Source organism: Blastopirellula marina DSM 3645, from assembly GCF_000153105.1.
GTDB classification, from domain to species: domain Bacteria; phylum Planctomycetota; class Planctomycetia; order Pirellulales; family Pirellulaceae; genus Blastopirellula; species Blastopirellula marina.
In genome coordinates this window covers 1375919-1392366 of record NZ_CH672376.1, presented here as the reverse complement: position 1 = coordinate 1392366, position 16448 = coordinate 1375919, and the positions used below count along the sequence as shown (strand labels likewise).

Here is a 16448-nt window from a genome sequence, read left to right as displayed (position 1 = left end):
GAGCAGAATCTCAATCGACTGCTTGCAACGTTGAGCGAACAATAGGCGTCATGAATTGGCGCCCGAGGGTTCGGGCGCCAATTTTTTGTTGGCGAATCCTACCAGTCGCGTGGGGCGATCAACTCTTCTGGGTCGGCGTCAAAACCGTACGCTTCGGCGATCGTAACGAAGTCGGCGCCGATCGCGTCTCTGGCGGCGGTTTCGATTTCGCTGTCTTCTTCTTCAAATTCGCCGGCGAGTTCGTTGAACTCTTCGGTGGCGGCGTGCGTTAGCTCGTAGAGATCGTCCAACGATTGGGGCTTCTTTCGCTCAATCGTTTCGCACAGGTCTTCTAAGATCGCTTTCCCTTTGTCGACCAGATGTTCAGGAAAGTACGCGTCGAGATACATGTCCGCCAAAAATGGATAGTCGATTAACGCCTTGTTGATGATCGCCATGGGACTGCTGGAATGGGTGGTCGGGAGTGGGCCATCGCTCGGCGGCGTCGAGATTTGGCCGCGAGAATTCGAGTCGGTTCGCCGCTGCTATTTTCTGGATATTATCGAACAATCCCGCAGGATGCGAGGCGTCTTGCGATGGGCGAAATCTCAATTGAGCGCTTCGCTTTTTCGCTAGACAAATAAAGAATCCATGAAGATTGGATTTAAAATCGGCAGGCCAATCGGCTCGCGTCTCAGCCCACGCATCGGCAGTCACCTTTTGCATGATTCCTAGGAAGATTTCAAGGAAATTAGACGACGAATATCGGACCGCTTTCCCTCACTAGCAGACATCAAAAAATCCCGATTTTAGCAGCAAAACAAAATAGACAACGCGTTTCAACAAGTCGAACGTTGTGAGGCTTTCCTTCTGTCTCTAGAGTTGATGCGACTGACTGCTAGACGATGTCCTCCCTTGCATGCGATCCCACCTCAGGAGCTCTTTATGAAGAAACGCACCGGTTTCACTCTCGTCGAATTGTTGGTTGTGATCGCCATTATCGGCGTCTTGATCGCGTTGCTGCTGCCGGCGGTGCAACAAGCGCGGGAAGCGGCTCGCCGGATGTCATGCTCTAACCAACTGAAACAGTTGGGGCTGGCGATGCACAACTATCACGATACGTATCTCGCGTTGCCTGCCCGCGTCGGCGGAACGGAAGTGACGGGGCCGCGAATCAGCGGTTGGATTAGCTTGCTGCCGTTTATTGAAGAAAGAGCGTTGTACGATCAAATCGTCAGCACTTCCCCAGCTTTCAACGTGAAACCCTGGGAAAAGAATTACGTTCCTTACAACACCCAGGTCCAGATGCTGATCTGCCCTTCGGAAACGGGAATCGTCCAAAGTTCGGATATCTTTGATGGTAAAGGAAGCTCGAACTACGCGTTTTCCATCGGCGACTGCTGCCGCTATTCGCTTCCCCAACAAAATGCCGAGGCCCGCGGCGTTTTCTCGAAATATGACTTTTGCAACTTCAAAAAAATCACGGACGGGCTCAGCAATACCGTCATGTTAGGCGAGAAAGGGCTGGGATCCGATGAAAAAAATCTGATCGGCGGCATCGTCGTCACCGGATCTCCCTGGGTTGTCAACGAACAAGACGGTATCAATCCCGGCATCTGCCAAGCGCTGCGTCCACTGGGAAAAACCTATTCCAACACGACGGCGACCCTCAACTATAGCGGTCGCCGCTGGTCGGATGGCGCAGTGAATATGCAAGGGTTCTGCACTATCTTGGCCCCGAATTCCCCCAGTTGCAGCCGCAAGACGAACGACTGGTCAGAGTCAATTATCACCGCGTCGAGCTATCACCCCGGCGGCGCCAACGCCGTCTTCTGCGACGGTTCGGTCTCGTTCATTCCGGAAACGATCGACACCGGCGACCTGTCGAAAATGGCGCCTCAATCGGGCCCGTCACCGTACGGCGTGTGGGGCGCGATGGGATCCAAGTCGGGTCAAGAATCGGCGTCGGGTTTGTAATCCAGACTTTGCCCAGTCAACCTTGCGTCCTGCCGGTCATGCACCTTCCGGCAGACGCTTGCTAGTGAACCGTTTCCACTCCAACTTGGCATTCACGAAAACAGATATCATGGCAAGCACACTACGAATTTTTGGTCTGTGCATGACGACCTGGCTGGTCGTTGGTTGCTCGAACCAAGTTCTCCTTGACGGTGCGGCGAAAACGACGGTGACGGTCACGTTGGACGATGCGCCAGTCGAAGAGGCTGCCGTCGTCTTTACTCCGGTCGAAGGCGGTCGTTCCGCATCCGGCAGAACCGACGTTAGCGGCGTCGCCCAGATGGGAACCGCGCGTGTCGGCGACGGCGTCTTCCCCGGCGAGTACAAGATCGTCATCGTGAAATCGATCGATGATCCGAGCACGCCGCCCCCGGCCGAAGAAGACCAGCACGAACATACCGGCCGCGGACGCCCTGTCTATGCGAAGCAAATTTACCTGGTGCCGAAAAAGTACATCAGCACGTCGACTTCGGACCTGAGCACAGTGGTCGAAGCAGATGTCGAAAACGAAGTGACGCTGAAGTTGAATAGCAAATAGGCTGTTTCCCTGAACGGAGGCGTCGTCGCGTTGGTATGGCGACGTCTTCGAGCGAATTCATAGGCCGCCCAAAACACGGGATGCGACATTCGCCCCCTGCCGCTTGGCTCTACCTCTTTCGCCCTCGCGTGCGACCGCTCGCTGTTCGCGTTTGGCATGGCCCGGTGAAAACTCATTTCCGTCGAACCAGACGCATCGAGTGTCTGCCCGCCGGAAAATGAATTTCGCCCTGCTTGTCTGGCCGAAATGCCCTGCCGCGAAGCGAGGCGCCGGAGCCCTTTTCGCGTTGGGGGCAATTTCTCGCTGCATTCTCCCTCGTCGCGGCGAGGGAATCTCAAAATCACGTGAGTTTTGCCTGATCGGCTATCGCGGTATACTCTTAGTCCAATGTAAATAGAAGACGTACGTCACCTCATTTGCGCGGATCGAAATTTCTCATGCCTGGCGAGCCAACGGATATCAGCACAGGGAATATCGAGTTAGACGAAATCCTGCGGGGAGGCCTGACGGCCAATCGGATCTATTTGCTGGATGGCCATCCAGGCGCCGGAAAGACAACCCTCGGCATGCAATTTTTGCTCGATGGAATCCGAAAAGGGGAAACGGGGCTATACGTTTCTCTGTCGGAAACGCGGACTGAACTGGAAGGAATCGCCAAGTCGCATGGCTGGACGTTGGAAGGTCTGCATATCCATGAGTTGGTCGACCCAACCGACTCGCTTCAAGCCGATTCGCAGTACACGATGTTTCACCCCTCGGAAGTAGAACTGGGGGAGACGACGCGCCACATGTTGGCCCAAGTAGAGAAAATCAACCCGCGGCGGGTCGTCTTGGATTCGCTCTCCGAATTACGCTTGCTCGCCCAAAGCGCCCTCCGTTACCGACGACAAATCCTCGCGCTGAAGCATTTTTTCGTCGGTCGAGATTGCACCGCGATCTTTTTGGATGACAAGACTTCGCCTGACCACGATCTGCAACTGCAGAGCATCGCGCATGGCGTCATCAGCCTGGATCGGTTGCCTGCTGATTTTGGAGACGAACGTCGCCGCTTGCGCGTAGTGAAGTATCGGGGGCGTAGCTTTGTGGGTGGTTGGCACGATTTCGATATTCAACGTGGCGGAATGAAAATTTATCCGCGGATCACCACCCATTACCCCCCTCGTCCGCGGGAGCATTTGGCGTCGCTGCTGAGCGGAAATGCGTCGCTCGACGCGCTGCTGGGTAAAGGGATCGAACCCGGGACCAGCACGTTGATGCTGGGGCCCGCCGGCGCCGGCAAATCCTCTTGCTCAACCCTGTTTGCGACGACGGCTTGTCGGCGCGGCGAACGCGCGGTGATCTTTGCTTTCGACGAAAGCCGTCAAACGTTGATCCTGCGATCCAAAGGGCTGGGGATGGACCTGGAGGAACTCGAATCGCAGGGACTGTTGGAGATTCGCCAGGTGAACCCCGGCGAAGTTTCTCCGGGCCAATTCGCTAACATGGTGCGAACGTCCGTTCAGTCCAAGCCTGACGAGAAGCGCGTCTCCGTCGTTGTGATCGATAGTCTCAACGGCTACTTGAGCGCGATGCCGGAAGAACGATTTTTGCAGATTCAGATGCACGAGTTACTCAACTATCTGGGCAACTGCGGTATTGCGACTTTTTTAGTCGTGGCCCAGCACGGTATGTTGGGAACCGCGATGCAGACGCCGGTTGACGCCAGCTATCTGGCGGACTCCGTGATTCTGTTTCGATATTTTGAAGCCGCCGGTGAGATCCGCCAGGCGATTTCTGTGGTGAAAAAGCGGGACGGTAGTCACGAGCGAACCATCCGCGAGTTTCGGATGACCGATGGAAAGATCATCGTAGGCGAACCGCTGATCAACTTCCACGGCATCCTCGCCGGCACTCCGATCTTTACCGGCGACAAAGACAATCTCTTGGATGAACAGGGAATCGATGCCAAGCCCTGATTTCATCTCCGACAATCTTCGCGTATTGATTCTTCCTCCTACGCCGCGCGATGCGGCGATCACCGAACGGATTCTCAATCAAAATCATATTGAGACGTTCGCTTGTCGAAATATCGAGCACTTTTGCGAAGAGGCGAAAGCAGGCGCCGGCGTATTATTGATCGCCGAAGAGCACTTACTGGGAGATCCGCACAGATTGGCGGCGCAGATGCTGTCCGAGCAGCCGGCCTGGTCGGATCTGCCGTTTCTAATCCTCACGCTCGCCTCGGGACGCAACGCCCAAATTCTAGAGCAGTGGCAACAAGCGGCGTATGTGACGCTCATCACGCGCCCATTGCAAATCCAACCGTTTATAAGCGTCGTTCGCTCGCGATTGCAGGATCGCAAAAGACAATATATGGTCCGCGACTTGTTGAATCGTTTAGAGCACCATGGACGCCAGTTCAGCCAGCTTGCGGATGCAATGCCGCAAATCGTCTTTACGACGACGAGACAGGGAGAGATCGAATACCTGAATCAACGAGCGCTTGATTATTTTGGAGTTTCTCGCCAGGAGATCGCCGGGTTTGATTGGACCTCGACGATTTTTGAGAGTGATTTTGCAAACGCAAAAATTCGTTGGGAGCGCGCCCTCGAGAAAGGTTCCTCGTTTCAGTGCGAATTCCGCATGCAACATGCACGGACGCTAGAGCATCGCTGGCACTTGGCCCGATCTTTACCGGTCCTGGACGAAAGCGGAAAAGTCATACGCTGGTTCGGCACGGTCACCGACATTCACAAACAAAAGCTCATTGAGGAGAAATTGAATCTGGCTCTGCAGCAAGCCGCTGCGGCGAACGTTGTGAAAACCGAGTTTCTGGCGAACATGAGCCACGAGATCCGTACGCCGATGACGGCCATCTTAGGATATGCGGAACTATTGGCGCAGCAGGAAACCGATCTGGAGAAACTCCATTTCCTGAAAGTCATCCGCCAAAATGGCGAGTTTCTCGTGGAAATCATCAACGACATTCTCGATCTTTCCAAGATTGAAGCGGGTAAACTCGACATTACGTTAGAGCCCTTGGAATTGAGTCGGATGATCGAAGAGATTCAATCGCTCATGCTGGTCCGCGCCGCCGAAAACGACATTGAGTTTAACGTCGATTTCGCCGCCACCGTTCCCGAACGCATCCGTAGCGACTCAAAACGACTACGACAAATCTTGATCAATTTGATCGGCAACGCGGTGAAGTTCACCCAGGAGGGTTCGGTTCGGCTAGTGGTCAGCCCGGATGCGGAGAGAATCCAGTTTGACGTGATTGATACCGGCATCGGCATGACGCAACAGCAAGTTGAGCAGTTGTTTCTGCCGTTCCAGCAAGCCGATTCTTCGGTCTCACGGAAGTTCGGCGGCAGCGGTCTCGGTCTGGCGATCAGCCAGCGCCTAGCGGTAATGCTAGGAGGCGAAATTACGGTTCAAAGCCAGCAGGGCCAAGGAAGCGTCTTTACGCTCTCCATCCCTAACAACTTGGCCGGTCACACGTCTGTGGAGCCAGCCCGATCGCTCCCCTCCGCAAATGCGGCGACCATTCTCCGCGAAAAACCGCTGCTCCAGTGCGAAATCCTGCTGGTCGAAGATCGCCAGGCGATCCGATTCTTGGCGGGCCGCATCCTTACCAACGCAGGCGCCAGCGTTCAGTTTGCGGAGAACGGCCTGGAAGCGACTCAACTGGTTCAGCGTCTGCATGAAACGAATTCGGCGCCCGACATCGTGTTGATGGATATGCAAATGCCGGTGATGGATGGTTTCCACGCGACGGCGCGATTGCGAGAAATGGGATTTAACAGGCCGATCATCGCGCTGACTGCCGATGCGATGCAAGGCGACATGGATCGCTGTATCGCGAGCGGCTGCAACGCCTATGTCAGCAAACCAATCGACACGGCGGAACTGCTGCAAGTCATCGCGCGATACGTGACGCCGACCGAAGATAACGCCGCTCGTGACGCCGAGAGACGTTAACGCGAACGAGTCCCACGATTCGTCCACCGAATCGTGGGAAGATGAGCCTCTTTAAGCAGGTTCCTCCTGCATCGCTTCTTGGGCGGCCACTGCATCATGCCGCGCGGCCAAGGTACCCAAAATGGGCGAGATCAACGCCGTCCAGCCGGTTTGATGACTCGCGCCCAAGCCTTTGCCGGTCTCGGCGTCGAAGTACTCGTAAAATAGCACCAGGTCGCGCCAATGGGGATCGTTCAGCAGCATGTCGCTACGAGCATAGCTGGGGCGATCTCCTTCGGCATTGGCCAGGAACAGCTTCGATAATCGCCGGCGAATCTCGTCCGCGACCTCTTGCAGATCCATATAAACGCCGGAGCGCGCCGGACATTCGACCCGCAGCGACTTGCCGTAGAACATGTAATACCGCTCGAGCGCTTCGATGAGCAGATAATTCAGCGGAAACCAGATTGGGCCGCGCCAGTTGGAATTGCCGCCAAACAAACCGCTGTCCGACTCGGCAGGCAAATACTGAACGCGCAATTGTTCGCCGTTCAGTTCGTATTCAAACGGATGCTCTTCGTGATACTTCGAAAGCGAGCGAATCCCGTAGTTGGAAAGGAACTCATCCTCGTCCAGCAAGTAACGCAACATTCGCAACAAGCGTTCTTTGGTCGGAATCGCCAATAGGCGTCGCCCGTCGCCGTCTTCTTGGGTGTCGCACTCCATGTAGGTCATGAACTTGGCTAGATCAGGCCGGAAGCTCAGGAACCAATCCATGCGTTTGCGAAAAGCGGGCAACTTTTCCATAGTCCGGTCATACACCACATCGACCGTCAGCAGCGGAATCAAGCCGACGATGGAGCGAATGCGGAGCGGAATGCTGCGACCATCAATGTGCAAATGATCATAGTAGAAGCCGTCGGTCTCGTCCCACAGTCCGGTCCCGTCCAGCGAGTTCATCGCTTCGGCGATCGAGACATAGTGCTCGAAGAACTTGGACGCCATATCTTCGTAGGCGGGATTGCCATCGGCCAGTTCAAACGCAATCGACAACATGCTAGAGCAGAAATAGGCCATCCACGCCGTACCGTCCGCTTGCTCCAAGTGCCCGCCGGTCGGCAGCGGTTTGGAACGGTCGAAAATACCAACGTTGTCGAGCCCCAAAAATCCACCGCTAAAGACATGCTTGCCGCGGATGTCTTTGCGATTGACCCACCAGGTGAAATTGAGCAACAGCTTTTGGAAGACTCGTTCCAAAAAGACGCGGTCACGATCGCCGTTGGCGGCCGTCATTTGATACACGCGCCAACAAGCCCACGCATGGACCGGAGGATTCACGTCGCTGAAGTTCCATTCGTACGCCGGCAACTGACCATTGGGATGCATGTACCATTCGCGCAGGAACAAGATTGCCTGGTCTTTGGCGAACGCCGGATCGATCTTGGCGAACGGAATCAAGTGGAACGCCGAATCCCACGCAGCGTACCACGGATATTCCCACTTGTCGGGCATCGAGATGATGTTGCGATTGTAGAGATGCCCCCAGTCGCTGTTCCGTTTGCTGGGTTTGCCCGGCGACGTATCGGCATGCTCAGCAGGCGTTTTTCCCTTGTTCTCTAACCAGCGTGGAATCACGTAGTGATAAAACTGCTTGGTCCACAGTAGTCCGGCGTTGGCTTGGCGCAAGACCATCTCTTCGTCATGCGACAATCCGGGAGCGACCAGAGATTGGGCGTAGCGATCGGCTTCGTCCACGCGTTCTTCAAACGCATCGTCGAACCCGGCGCCGAACGGCGCGACCGGCAGTTGCTCTTTGGAGGACATCCGCATGCGAAATTCAACCGACTCGCCGCCGGGAATGACGCACTTGAAATGGGCCGCCGCTTTGGTCCCTTTGGGATCTGGATTGACGACTCCCTCAATTCCATCGACCACCGCCAGATGAAACGCATCTTTGCAGGAAGGTCGGCGACTGTTGGGATCTTCAAATCGCCAAGAGTTGGTTTCGTTTTCGGTAAACAGCCATTCGGGGAGTTCGCCGTCGGGACCGGTGTCGACGTAAATCTGAAAGTCTCCCAGCGACTCATGTTCTGCGAGCAGTTCGTCCGCGGCGACCTGGCTCAAAAGCGGCTTCTGTTCTGGTTTCTCCAGCGTCGGCCCCCACGCCCAAGTGTTGCGGTACCACCATGTCGGCAGAAAATGGAGCGGCGCAGCATCCGGGCCGCGGTTGGAGACGGTGACCTTGATCAGAATATCTTCCGGCGAAGCTTTGGCGTACTCGACCTGCACGTCAAAATAGCGGCCTTCGTCAAAGATTTTGGTATCGGTCAGCTCAAACTCTGGCTGCTGACGATTCCGATTCGCATTTTCTTGGCGCAGTTGTGCATACGGATATTCGGTCTGGGGATATTTGTAGAGCCCCTTCAGGTAAGAGTGGGTCGGCGTTGAGTCGAGATAGTAGTACGCCTCTTTGACGTCCTCTCCATGGTTCCCTTCGGGACCGGTTAGGCCAAACAGTCGCTCTTTGAGGAAGGGATCTTCCTCATTCCAGAGGGCCAGGCCAAAGCAGAGGCGACATTGGCGATCACAGATCCCCATGAGCCCATCTTCCCCCCACCGGTAGGTCCGCCACAACGCTTCTTCGTGGGTGAAATTGAGCCAGGGATCTTGTTCCGCGGCGCTTTCACGAACGGTTCCCCATTGGCGCTCCGAGAGATAAGGTCCCCAGCGTTTCCAATTCGCTCCCTTTTGGCGACGCGACTCGGCGGCAAGTCGCTCCCATTCCGCTTCCGGCATAAATCCTCTGTCCTGCTCCGTAAGTCAGTCTTGGCTGCCTACAAAATTTGCGAAACATGCGCATAAACCAAGCGTGTCAACGTGTCCCCTGCGACATGCGACCGCACTGGTGATTCGAGATAGCCTACCATGCGAATCTTATTCCGATTTGAGCGAAATGGCGGTGTTTTTTGTTTGGCGGTGATGCGCTGGAGAAGTAAACCTCCACGCCACATTGCCCCGGCACTAAGGAAGCGGAAACCGCCATTGCAGGGCATGAATTTCGACCCAACTTTATCAGGGCGCGATTCCTGACTCCGTTACGCCGCCTTCTTCGTATCGTGCTCTTTCAAATCGTCCATCGTCGGCAGGTGTTTGCCTTGCAGTTCGTAGACGTAGCGGAGCACTTCGGCGACTGCCGCATATTGCTCGGCGGGGATCGCCTGGTCGATTTCGGCGTCGCGATAAAGCGCCCGAGCGAGTTCTTTTCGTTCGACGATCGGGATATTGCTTTCCAAGGCGAGTCGGCGAATTCGCTGTGCGACCAGGCCGGCGCCTTTGGCGACGACGATGGGGGCCGCCATCTTGTAGGGGTCGTACTTCAGCGCGATCGCTAACTCGGTCGGGTTGGTCACGACAAAGTCGGCTTTGGGAACGTCGGTCGACATTCGGTTCATCGCCAACTGCCGCGCGACCTGACGACGCCGCGCGATCAGCGACGGATCGCCTTGCAGCGACTTCATTTCTTCGCGGACTTCCTGTTTGGTCATCTTCAGATCTTGCTCATGCTTCCACCACTGAAAGGCGTAGTCCATCAGCGCCAAAATCAATAGCGCCGCGGCGATCTTCATCGATGTCCAAAACGCCGTGGTCAGCAGAAAGCTCGCGATCTCGCCGGCCGAGAGTTCAGAGAGTCCCAGGATGGTCGGCATATCGTAATACAGGCTGACCGCAGCGACGGTCGAGACAATCAGCACTTTGATGATGCCGAATCCGAACTTCACAAAGTTGGCCAGCGCAAACAATCGTCCAAAGCCAGACATCGGATTGATCCGCTTGATATCGAGCGACAACTTGTCTGGCAGAAACAAAAAGCCGGTCTGCATCAAGTTGAGCGCGATCGCCGCGACAAACATCAGCAGCAAGATCGGCGTCATCACGGACGCCAAGCGCCAGACCGCGGTAGCGTTCTCGTTTATCGCCCAGCCGAAGCTGACCTCTAGCGGAGGGGGGACGCTCAACTTATCGCGCGTGAAGTCGCCAAAGAAGTGAAAGATCGACTGCGAGAAGTACATGATCACGCCGAGCGCGATCACCAGCATGCCGGCCGAAATCAGATCCTGGCTTTTGGTGATCTGACCCTGATTGCGCGCTTCGTCGCGGCGGTGCTGGGTCGGATCTTCTGATTTGTCATCGTCCTGCTCGGCCATGCTTCACTTTATTGGGGAAACACTTCCGTACGGTTGATGACCAGATCGCGAATCGAATTGACCGTCGGCTCCAGCTGATCTTGAAATAACCAGCCCATCGACCCGACCGACAGAAAGACAAAAATCATTAGCAACATCGTGTTCAAGCTGAACCCGACGGCGATCAAATTGAGCTGCGGCAGCGTGCGGCTAATCAAGCCCATCACCAAGACGCCGATCAGCAGCGCGACGGTGCCTGGCGCCGCCGCTTGCACTCCCAGCATAAAGCTGATCGAAAGCGTCGACACCAAAACGTGCACCACTTCCGGCGAAGCGAGTCCCACGCCAGGCGGCACATCCGCAAACGTCGAGAGCAACGCGCCGATCATGAACCGGTGTCCCCCCAGACAAAAGAACATCGCGACCACGACCATATCAAACAGCACCGCCAACATCGGCACGCTTTCGTCGAACGCTGGATTAAACGCGTCGGCGACCGACAAACCGCCGATCTGCCCCAGCATTTGCCCTGTGATTTGGACGCCTGCGAACAAGATGCGAACGCCCAGGCCAAACGAGATGCCGATAAACAACTCGCCTCCCAAAACGACCAGATAGCTCATCCAGTGATCGGGCTGAGGGAATTTTTCTCCCCAAAAGAGCCCGGTGATCATCATCGAGATCGTGACCGCCAAAAAGGCTTTGACCTTGGCCGGAGCGTAGTTTGAGCCGAACATCGGCGCAGTCGCCAACATGCCGCTGACCCGCGTCAACACCGTGACGAAGATAAACAGCTGATGCAGCGTCGGTTCTAAAAGGGGCAAGCTTTCCACGTTAGCCGGGACTCACTCGGTTCACGCAACTAACCTCCCATCAAACGATCAGGAATGTGCGTCACTAAGGTTTCGGTGTAGACCATCAATCGCTGCAGCACCCACGGCAGCGCGAACAGCATCGCGGCGGCCATGGCCAAAAACTTGGGCACGAAGGCGACCGTCTGATCTTGAATTTGCGTCAGCGCCTGTAGCAAACCGATCGCCAGACCGACAAGCATGCCGGTCACCAAAGCAGGCGCCGCGATCCACAGTGCGACCATCATCGCTTCGCGGGTCAGGTCGACGGTCGTTGTTACATCCATGACGGATTTCCGGATTTCTGGGTTAAATCGTGGTAGCGAAACTTTGCAACAACATGCCGACAACCAACGTCCAACCGTCGACCAGCACGAATAACAACAGCTTGAACGGCAGCGAAATCATCACCGGCGGCAACATCATCATCCCCATCGAAATCGTGATGCTGGCGACGACAATGTCGAGAATCAAAAACGGCAGATAAATCTGAAACCCGATCAAAAACGCGGTCTTCAGTTCACTGAGGATAAACGCCGGGATCAGCGCTTGCAGCGGCACGTCGTCGTACGACTGCGGCTCGCCGATTTTGTCTTTGGTCCCTTGCGGCAAGAATTCAAAGAACATCCAGACGTCGTCGCTGTTGCCGGCGATATCGATCTGTTTGCTCATAAAATGCCGAATCGGTTTCGTCCCTTTTTCCCACGCTTCGTCCGGTCCCATTTCGCCGGTAGCCGGATCTTCCACTGCGAACAGTTTGTACTGCTGACCAGTATCGGGGTTTACCTCTTCTCGCGTGTAAGGACCAACGCTCTCTTCGTACACCTCTTGCCATGTCGGGTACATCAGCAGGATGGTCATGAACAACGCAATCGCAGTGACAACCTGACTCGGAGGCAACTGCTGCGTCCCCAGCGCTTGGCGCAACAGACCAAGCACGATGATGATGCGAATGAAGCCGGTCGTCATCAACAAGATCGCCGGCGCCAGACTGAGCACCGTCAGCAGCACCATAATCTGAATGGTGCTGACCAATCCGCCGGGGCTCGTCCATTGTTCGGGGCCCCCTTTGACGAAGTCGGCTAGATCGGACGCTTCTTCCGAGACCGGCGCATCCAATGACGACTCAGCCGAGATATCGAGAGTCGGTTCGCCGAGCGTCGAGACTTGCGTCGCCGACATTTGCGCCCAGACAGGAGACGTTGATATCGCCAGCCACAGCAGCGACCAACAGATCCATTTCAACTTGCGTGATCTGATCATGATTACGCCTCCAAAAATCCACGGGCCGGTTCGCCGCCCATTTTTTGCAGGACGTCCTGGAAAGTGGAGGACATGTTGCCTCCTCCTTTTTGCCGCAGGTGCACCAACAGCGATTCGACTTCCAGCGGATCCGAGATCTCGGTCAACGTTTCGGCGCCATGCGGCGTTACCGACAACAACAGTAAGCGATTGCCAACACGCACCAACTGCAATTGTTGGCGGCCTTGCAATTGCGTGCGGCCAAGCACCTGAACCACTTCTTGCGGCAGGCGCGAATTGGCGGTCGGCATTTTCTTTTTGCCGGCCCAAGCGAAGATCAAAAACAATCCGACCACCAGCATCAGACTCGCGACAATCGTCGCCGTACGTTGTTTTGATTCGGTAGAAGGCAGCATCGAGCTGACAGGCGAACTCGTTTTCTCGGTTCGCTTCGGCAGTGGGATCGCTTCGCCGGGAGGCGCCAAAGCAACGGCCGCGGGCGAAACTGGTTGGCTGGGCGGTTGCGACATCGGCGCAGCTTCAACAGCGCGAGCCGAAAATGGTTGATTGGCCGTAACGGCGGCATGACCGTTGACCATCTGGCCGGGCGATCCATCCGCCGCGACGGTCGCCAGGGCTAGAAACAAGGTAATCGCGTGCATCCTTGCACTCGCTTTTTGAAAAAAGGCTCAAGCCGTTCGCATGCATCCGCCGATCAAAGAAGTAGGGCAGTCCGTTCCCACTTCAATCGGCCCGCAGATCATAGAAGCGGGGGGCCCGCGTTACAAGGCGAATCGCCAGCTCGTTTTCTCCGGCTGCTAGCGTTCGCATCTCGATCGAGTCAGCTTTTGCTCGATCCAACCGCTGTGCTTATTCGATTCCATCCCCGACGATCAATTCGGCGATGCGAACGCAAAAGTTGTCGTTCAGGACCAGCACTTCGCCGCGTGCGATCATTCGCCCGTTGACGTAGATATCGACAGGATCGCCGGCCAGCTTGTCGAGCGAGACGACCGAGCCCTTGTTCATCTTCAGGACGTCTTCCAGATACATATTGGTGCGACCCAACTCGATCTTGACGTCCAGCTCGACGTCGCGGACCAGGTCGATCGTGGTTTTGTTGGTGCTAGCCGGAGCGCCGCCGAAATCGCGGAGTTGAAATAACTGGGCGTCCGACGCCATCTCGGCAGGCGAGTCAAGCGAAGCGAGCGCCGCTTGGGCTTGATTCAGCAGAAATTCAATGTCATTCGGATCCATGCCGCTATCGCTCGTATCGCGCGACGCTGCCGGAGCGGCGGTCGCTGCGGCATGTGCAGGCCGCGCGGTCGAACTGGAAGCGGCGGATCCGCCTCCTCCGGCGCCGGCGAGCAGCGCCTCGATCTCGTTCTGACCCAGCGACTCGACTTCGGCCGCTGCAGGTTTCGTTTCGCCGGACGCTTCGAGCTTGCCGGTTGACGCTTGGCGCAACAGCTCTTCGATTTCGTCCTGCCCAATTTGATCGTCGCTCATCGGAATCCGTTCCGAAATGCTTTCAGTTCGCTACTGCTCGATAAAGGAGTAGTCGCTGAAAATGACTGACTTAACGAGGGGTTTCCCCAGAATGCGATTCGTTTTCTCTAAAATCTTGCGCTTAAGCAAGCCCAAACCTGGATCGGTCAGGTCGCTGACTTCGGAACTACGAAGCGTGACGAGCACTTGCTCGCGAAAGCGATGTTCGTTCTGCGCGATCAGCGTCTCAAATTCTCCTTGATTCTCGGCGTTCACCATCGCGTACAGGTGAAAGTCGATCCGGAGCGTCGTATTGGCCAACGGCTGATACGCGGTGATGCCAAAGTTTTTCAGATCCACTTCAACGGTCGCTTTATCGGAAACCGCCGTTAGATCTTCCACATCCGGCTCGGTAGCCGTGTGCTGTCGCGCTCGCATTTCCGCCGCTTCAATCACATCTTCCGGCGAGGGAATAACGAAGTAAGCGAGCATGCATTCCAAGCCAACGAGCGCCAATACCGCGCCCAATATTTTGAGCTTGGTCATCAGCGAAGGCCCACCGGAGCTATTGGGCGTTGATTCAGCCATAACCGCCGAACTCTGTGACTAAGGGGTTGAAAAAACTCTCTCTTCAACCCAAGCCTAGCATGCGTTTTGCGCTAGGGCTTCGTATCCCCTGTCGGTCCGCCGTTGGTGATCCGCTGCGACTGCTCGGCGCCGGATCCAACCAGGTCATCCACCACTTCGTCGAGCAAAAACACTTCGACTCGGGGGTTTTGTTTCGATTTTAACGGATCGGTGCCTATATGAATCGGTTCGTTCTTTCCAGCCGTTGAAATCCGTATTCGCCGCGGATCTATTCCCAGCGAAACCAGAAAATTCATCACAGCCCGGCAACGTTCGTAGCCCAGGTCATAGTGATCCACAAACGGAGCGCCCGGCGCCAAAGGCTTGGGAGCCGCATGTCCACGAATCTCGATCTTCTGCGGCTTGCCGCCGAACTCTTGAGCTTGGACCTGCAGATCTCGCTTCATTTCGTCGGTCAGCTTGGCCGACTCGCCGGGAAAGTAAATCACCGTCCCGACCGCCGTGCTGGAGCCAGGGCGGATGATCCGCACTTGCGGGCTGTCGCCGACGGGTGCTTTTACTTTGTCGCCCCCTTCCTGCGTGCTGAAACGCTTGGCGCGTCCCATGGTCGCTAAGTTCGACAAATGAGAGTTGCGCGGCTGCGCGGTGCCGGCGACGACGCTATTCATCGAGTCGTCATGGCCAAACTGGCGGCGAAAGGATTCGACCAGAGCTTGAAAGTGTTCTTCCTTTTTGATCTCGCTCATCGAGACCAACATGATGAAGAAGGTCAACAGCAGCGACATCATATCGCCAAAGGTTACGACCCATTCGGGGATGCCTACGGCGTCGTCGTCATCGCCCATTATTTGGCCTCTTCCGATTTCTTACGTGCGGCCGGCGGCAGGAAGGTGCGCAGCTTTTGTTCGATCACGCGCGGGTTCTCGCCCGACTGAATCGCCATGATGCCGCGCACGATGATTTCCATCGTCAGCAACTCTTGCTTGTTCAAAAACGAAAGCTTTTCTGCGAACGGCAAAAAGACGCAGTTCGAAACGATCGCCCCGTAGAGCGTGGTCAACAAAGCCACCGCCATACCAGAGCCGATCGAGGATGGATCGCTCATATTGCCCAACATGATAATCAGGCCAAGCAGCGTGCCGATCATGCCGTAAGCCGGCGCGAAACGCCCCATCTGGTCGTAAATTGCTTTCGTATCGCGATGCCGCGTCGCGACGGCGTCGATTTCGGTTCGTAAGAGATCTTCGATGACGTCAGGGCGCGCGCCGTCAACCGCCATTTGAATCCCCACAATAATAAAGGGATTGCTGATTTCGGCGATGCGGCCTTCCAGCGCCAACAGACCGTCACGCCGCGCTGTTTCCGCCAGGCTGACGATTTCTTTGATCAATGCGACGACGTCGGTCGGTTTGTTCAGAAAACAAACCTTCAGCGCCATCGGCGAGCCGACGATAGATTTGAGCGGGAACGCCATCATGCAAGCTGCAACAGCGCCGCCGCAGACGACCAGCAACGACGGAGCATCAATAAACGCCGCCAACGAGGATCCAGGCGCAATCAGAATCGCGGTGAGAATCAACCCAAATGCGGCGATTAGCCCTATTACCGACGCGATGTCCATAA

General features: G+C 55.9%; 15 protein-coding genes. 4 read left to right on the top strand and 11 right to left on the bottom strand.

Translation table 11 applies throughout. The features are described 5' to 3' along the window. Positions 1–98: 98 nt before the first annotated feature. On the bottom strand, positions 99–437 hold the full coding sequence (locus tag DSM3645_RS07415; RefSeq protein ID WP_002651476.1) for a DUF5713 family protein: 339 nt from the start codon (positions 435–437) through the stop codon (positions 99–101). 487 nt (positions 438–924) lie between these two features. Between DSM3645_RS07415 and DSM3645_RS07405 the strand changes: the two genes are divergently transcribed. The 4 genes from DSM3645_RS07405 (at position 925) to DSM3645_RS07390 (ending at position 6493) form a co-directional block, all read left to right on the top strand. After that, the gene (locus DSM3645_RS07405) at positions 925–1956 is read left to right on the top strand and encodes a DUF1559 domain-containing protein (RefSeq protein ID WP_002651474.1); all 1032 of its coding nucleotides are present in this window, start codon (positions 925–927) and stop codon (positions 1954–1956) included. Between the two features lie 109 nt (positions 1957–2065). Beyond that, positions 2066–2533: a hypothetical protein gene (locus DSM3645_RS07400; protein WP_116344378.1), complete on the top strand. Its 468-nt coding sequence runs from the start codon at positions 2066–2068 to the stop codon at positions 2531–2533. Positions 2534–2970: 437 nt separating this feature from the next. Then, positions 2971–4488: an ATPase domain-containing protein gene (locus DSM3645_RS07395; protein WP_002651471.1), complete on the top strand. Its 1518-nt coding sequence runs from the start codon at positions 2971–2973 to the stop codon at positions 4486–4488. Further along, positions 4475–6493: a hybrid sensor histidine kinase/response regulator gene (locus tag DSM3645_RS07390; RefSeq protein WP_002651470.1), complete on the top strand. Its 2019-nt coding sequence runs from the start codon at positions 4475–4477 to the stop codon at positions 6491–6493. Before DSM3645_RS07395 ends, DSM3645_RS07390 begins: the two co-directional genes overlap by 14 nt. Before the next feature lie 51 nt (positions 6494–6544). On the opposite strand, the gene DSM3645_RS07385 is transcribed toward DSM3645_RS07390, so the two are convergent. The 10 genes from DSM3645_RS07385 to DSM3645_RS07340 form a co-directional block, all read right to left on the bottom strand. Continuing rightward, entirely contained in the window at positions 6545–9268 is a 2724-nt protein-coding gene (locus DSM3645_RS07385; RefSeq protein WP_002651469.1) for an MGH1-like glycoside hydrolase domain-containing protein, read from the bottom strand. 299 nt (positions 9269–9567) lie between these two features. After that, entirely contained in the window at positions 9568–10677 is a 1110-nt protein-coding gene (locus DSM3645_RS07380) for an EscU/YscU/HrcU family type III secretion system export apparatus switch protein (RefSeq protein ID WP_002651468.1), read from the bottom strand. 8 nt (positions 10678–10685) lie between these two features. Further along, positions 10686–11480, bottom strand: a complete 795-nt coding sequence (locus tag DSM3645_RS07375; protein WP_040351681.1) for a flagellar biosynthetic protein FliR — start codon at positions 11478–11480, stop codon at positions 10686–10688. Positions 11481–11518: 38 nt separating this feature from the next. Then, entirely contained in the window at positions 11519–11794 is a 276-nt protein-coding gene (locus DSM3645_RS07370; protein ID WP_002651466.1) for a flagellar biosynthetic protein FliQ, read from the bottom strand. Positions 11795–11816: 22 nt separating this feature from the next. After that, entirely contained in the window at positions 11817–12770 is a 954-nt protein-coding gene (locus DSM3645_RS07365; RefSeq protein ID WP_002651465.1) for a flagellar type III secretion system pore protein FliP, read from the bottom strand. 2 nt (positions 12771–12772) lie between these two features. Further along, positions 12773–13411, bottom strand: a complete 639-nt coding sequence (locus DSM3645_RS07360; RefSeq protein ID WP_002651464.1) for a flagellar biosynthetic protein FliO — start codon at positions 13409–13411, stop codon at positions 12773–12775. Positions 13412–13619: 208 nt separating this feature from the next. Further along, entirely contained in the window at positions 13620–14258 is a 639-nt protein-coding gene (gene fliN / locus DSM3645_RS29325; RefSeq protein ID WP_002651462.1) for a flagellar motor switch protein FliN, read from the bottom strand. A gap of 30 nt (positions 14259–14288) precedes the next feature. Then, positions 14289–14783: a flagellar basal body-associated FliL family protein gene (locus DSM3645_RS07350; RefSeq protein ID WP_237564773.1), complete on the bottom strand. Its 495-nt coding sequence runs from the start codon at positions 14781–14783 to the stop codon at positions 14289–14291. Positions 14784–14896: 113 nt separating this feature from the next. After that, positions 14897–15670, bottom strand: a complete 774-nt coding sequence (locus DSM3645_RS07345; protein WP_002651460.1) for an OmpA/MotB family protein — start codon at positions 15668–15670, stop codon at positions 14897–14899. Beyond that, positions 15670–16446 (bottom strand): motility protein A, encoded by a 777-nt coding sequence (locus DSM3645_RS07340; RefSeq protein ID WP_040351680.1) that lies wholly within the window; start codon positions 16444–16446, stop codon positions 15670–15672. The genes DSM3645_RS07345 and DSM3645_RS07340 overlap by 1 nt, the downstream gene beginning before the upstream one ends. Positions 16447–16448: the final 2 nt, after the last annotated feature.

Coding starts and splice junctions, on each gene's coding strand:
- DSM3645_RS07395 (WP_002651471.1), top strand. CDS start 2,971: ATGCCTGGCGAGCCAACGGATATCAGCACAGGGAATATCGAGTTAGAC.
- DSM3645_RS07365 (WP_002651465.1), bottom strand. CDS start 12,770: ATGATCAGATCACGCAAGTTGAAATGGATCTGTTGGTCGCTGCTGTGG.
- DSM3645_RS07370 (WP_002651466.1), bottom strand. CDS start 11,794: ATGGATGTAACAACGACCGTCGACCTGACCCGCGAAGCGATGATGGTC.
- DSM3645_RS07340 (WP_040351680.1), bottom strand. CDS start 16,446: ATGGACATCGCGTCGGTAATAGGGCTAATCGCCGCATTTGGGTTGATT.
- DSM3645_RS07400 (WP_116344378.1), top strand. CDS start 2,066: ATGGCAAGCACACTACGAATTTTTGGTCTGTGCATGACGACCTGGCTG.
- DSM3645_RS07405 (WP_002651474.1), top strand. CDS start 925: ATGAAGAAACGCACCGGTTTCACTCTCGTCGAATTGTTGGTTGTGATC.
- DSM3645_RS07385 (WP_002651469.1), bottom strand. CDS start 9,268: ATGCCGGAAGCGGAATGGGAGCGACTTGCCGCCGAGTCGCGTCGCCAA.
- DSM3645_RS07360 (WP_002651464.1), bottom strand. CDS start 13,411: ATGCACGCGATTACCTTGTTTCTAGCCCTGGCGACCGTCGCGGCGGAT.
- DSM3645_RS07380 (WP_002651468.1), bottom strand. CDS start 10,677: ATGGCCGAGCAGGACGATGACAAATCAGAAGATCCGACCCAGCACCGC.
- fliN (WP_002651462.1), bottom strand. CDS start 14,258: ATGAGCGACGATCAAATTGGGCAGGACGAAATCGAAGAGCTGTTGCGC.
- DSM3645_RS07350 (WP_237564773.1), bottom strand. CDS start 14,783: ATGACCAAGCTCAAAATATTGGGCGCGGTATTGGCGCTCGTTGGCTTG.
- DSM3645_RS07415 (WP_002651476.1), bottom strand. CDS start 437: ATGGCGATCATCAACAAGGCGTTAATCGACTATCCATTTTTGGCGGAC.
- DSM3645_RS07390 (WP_002651470.1), top strand. CDS start 4,475: ATGCCAAGCCCTGATTTCATCTCCGACAATCTTCGCGTATTGATTCTT.
- DSM3645_RS07345 (WP_002651460.1), bottom strand. CDS start 15,670: ATGGGCGATGACGACGACGCCGTAGGCATCCCCGAATGGGTCGTAACC.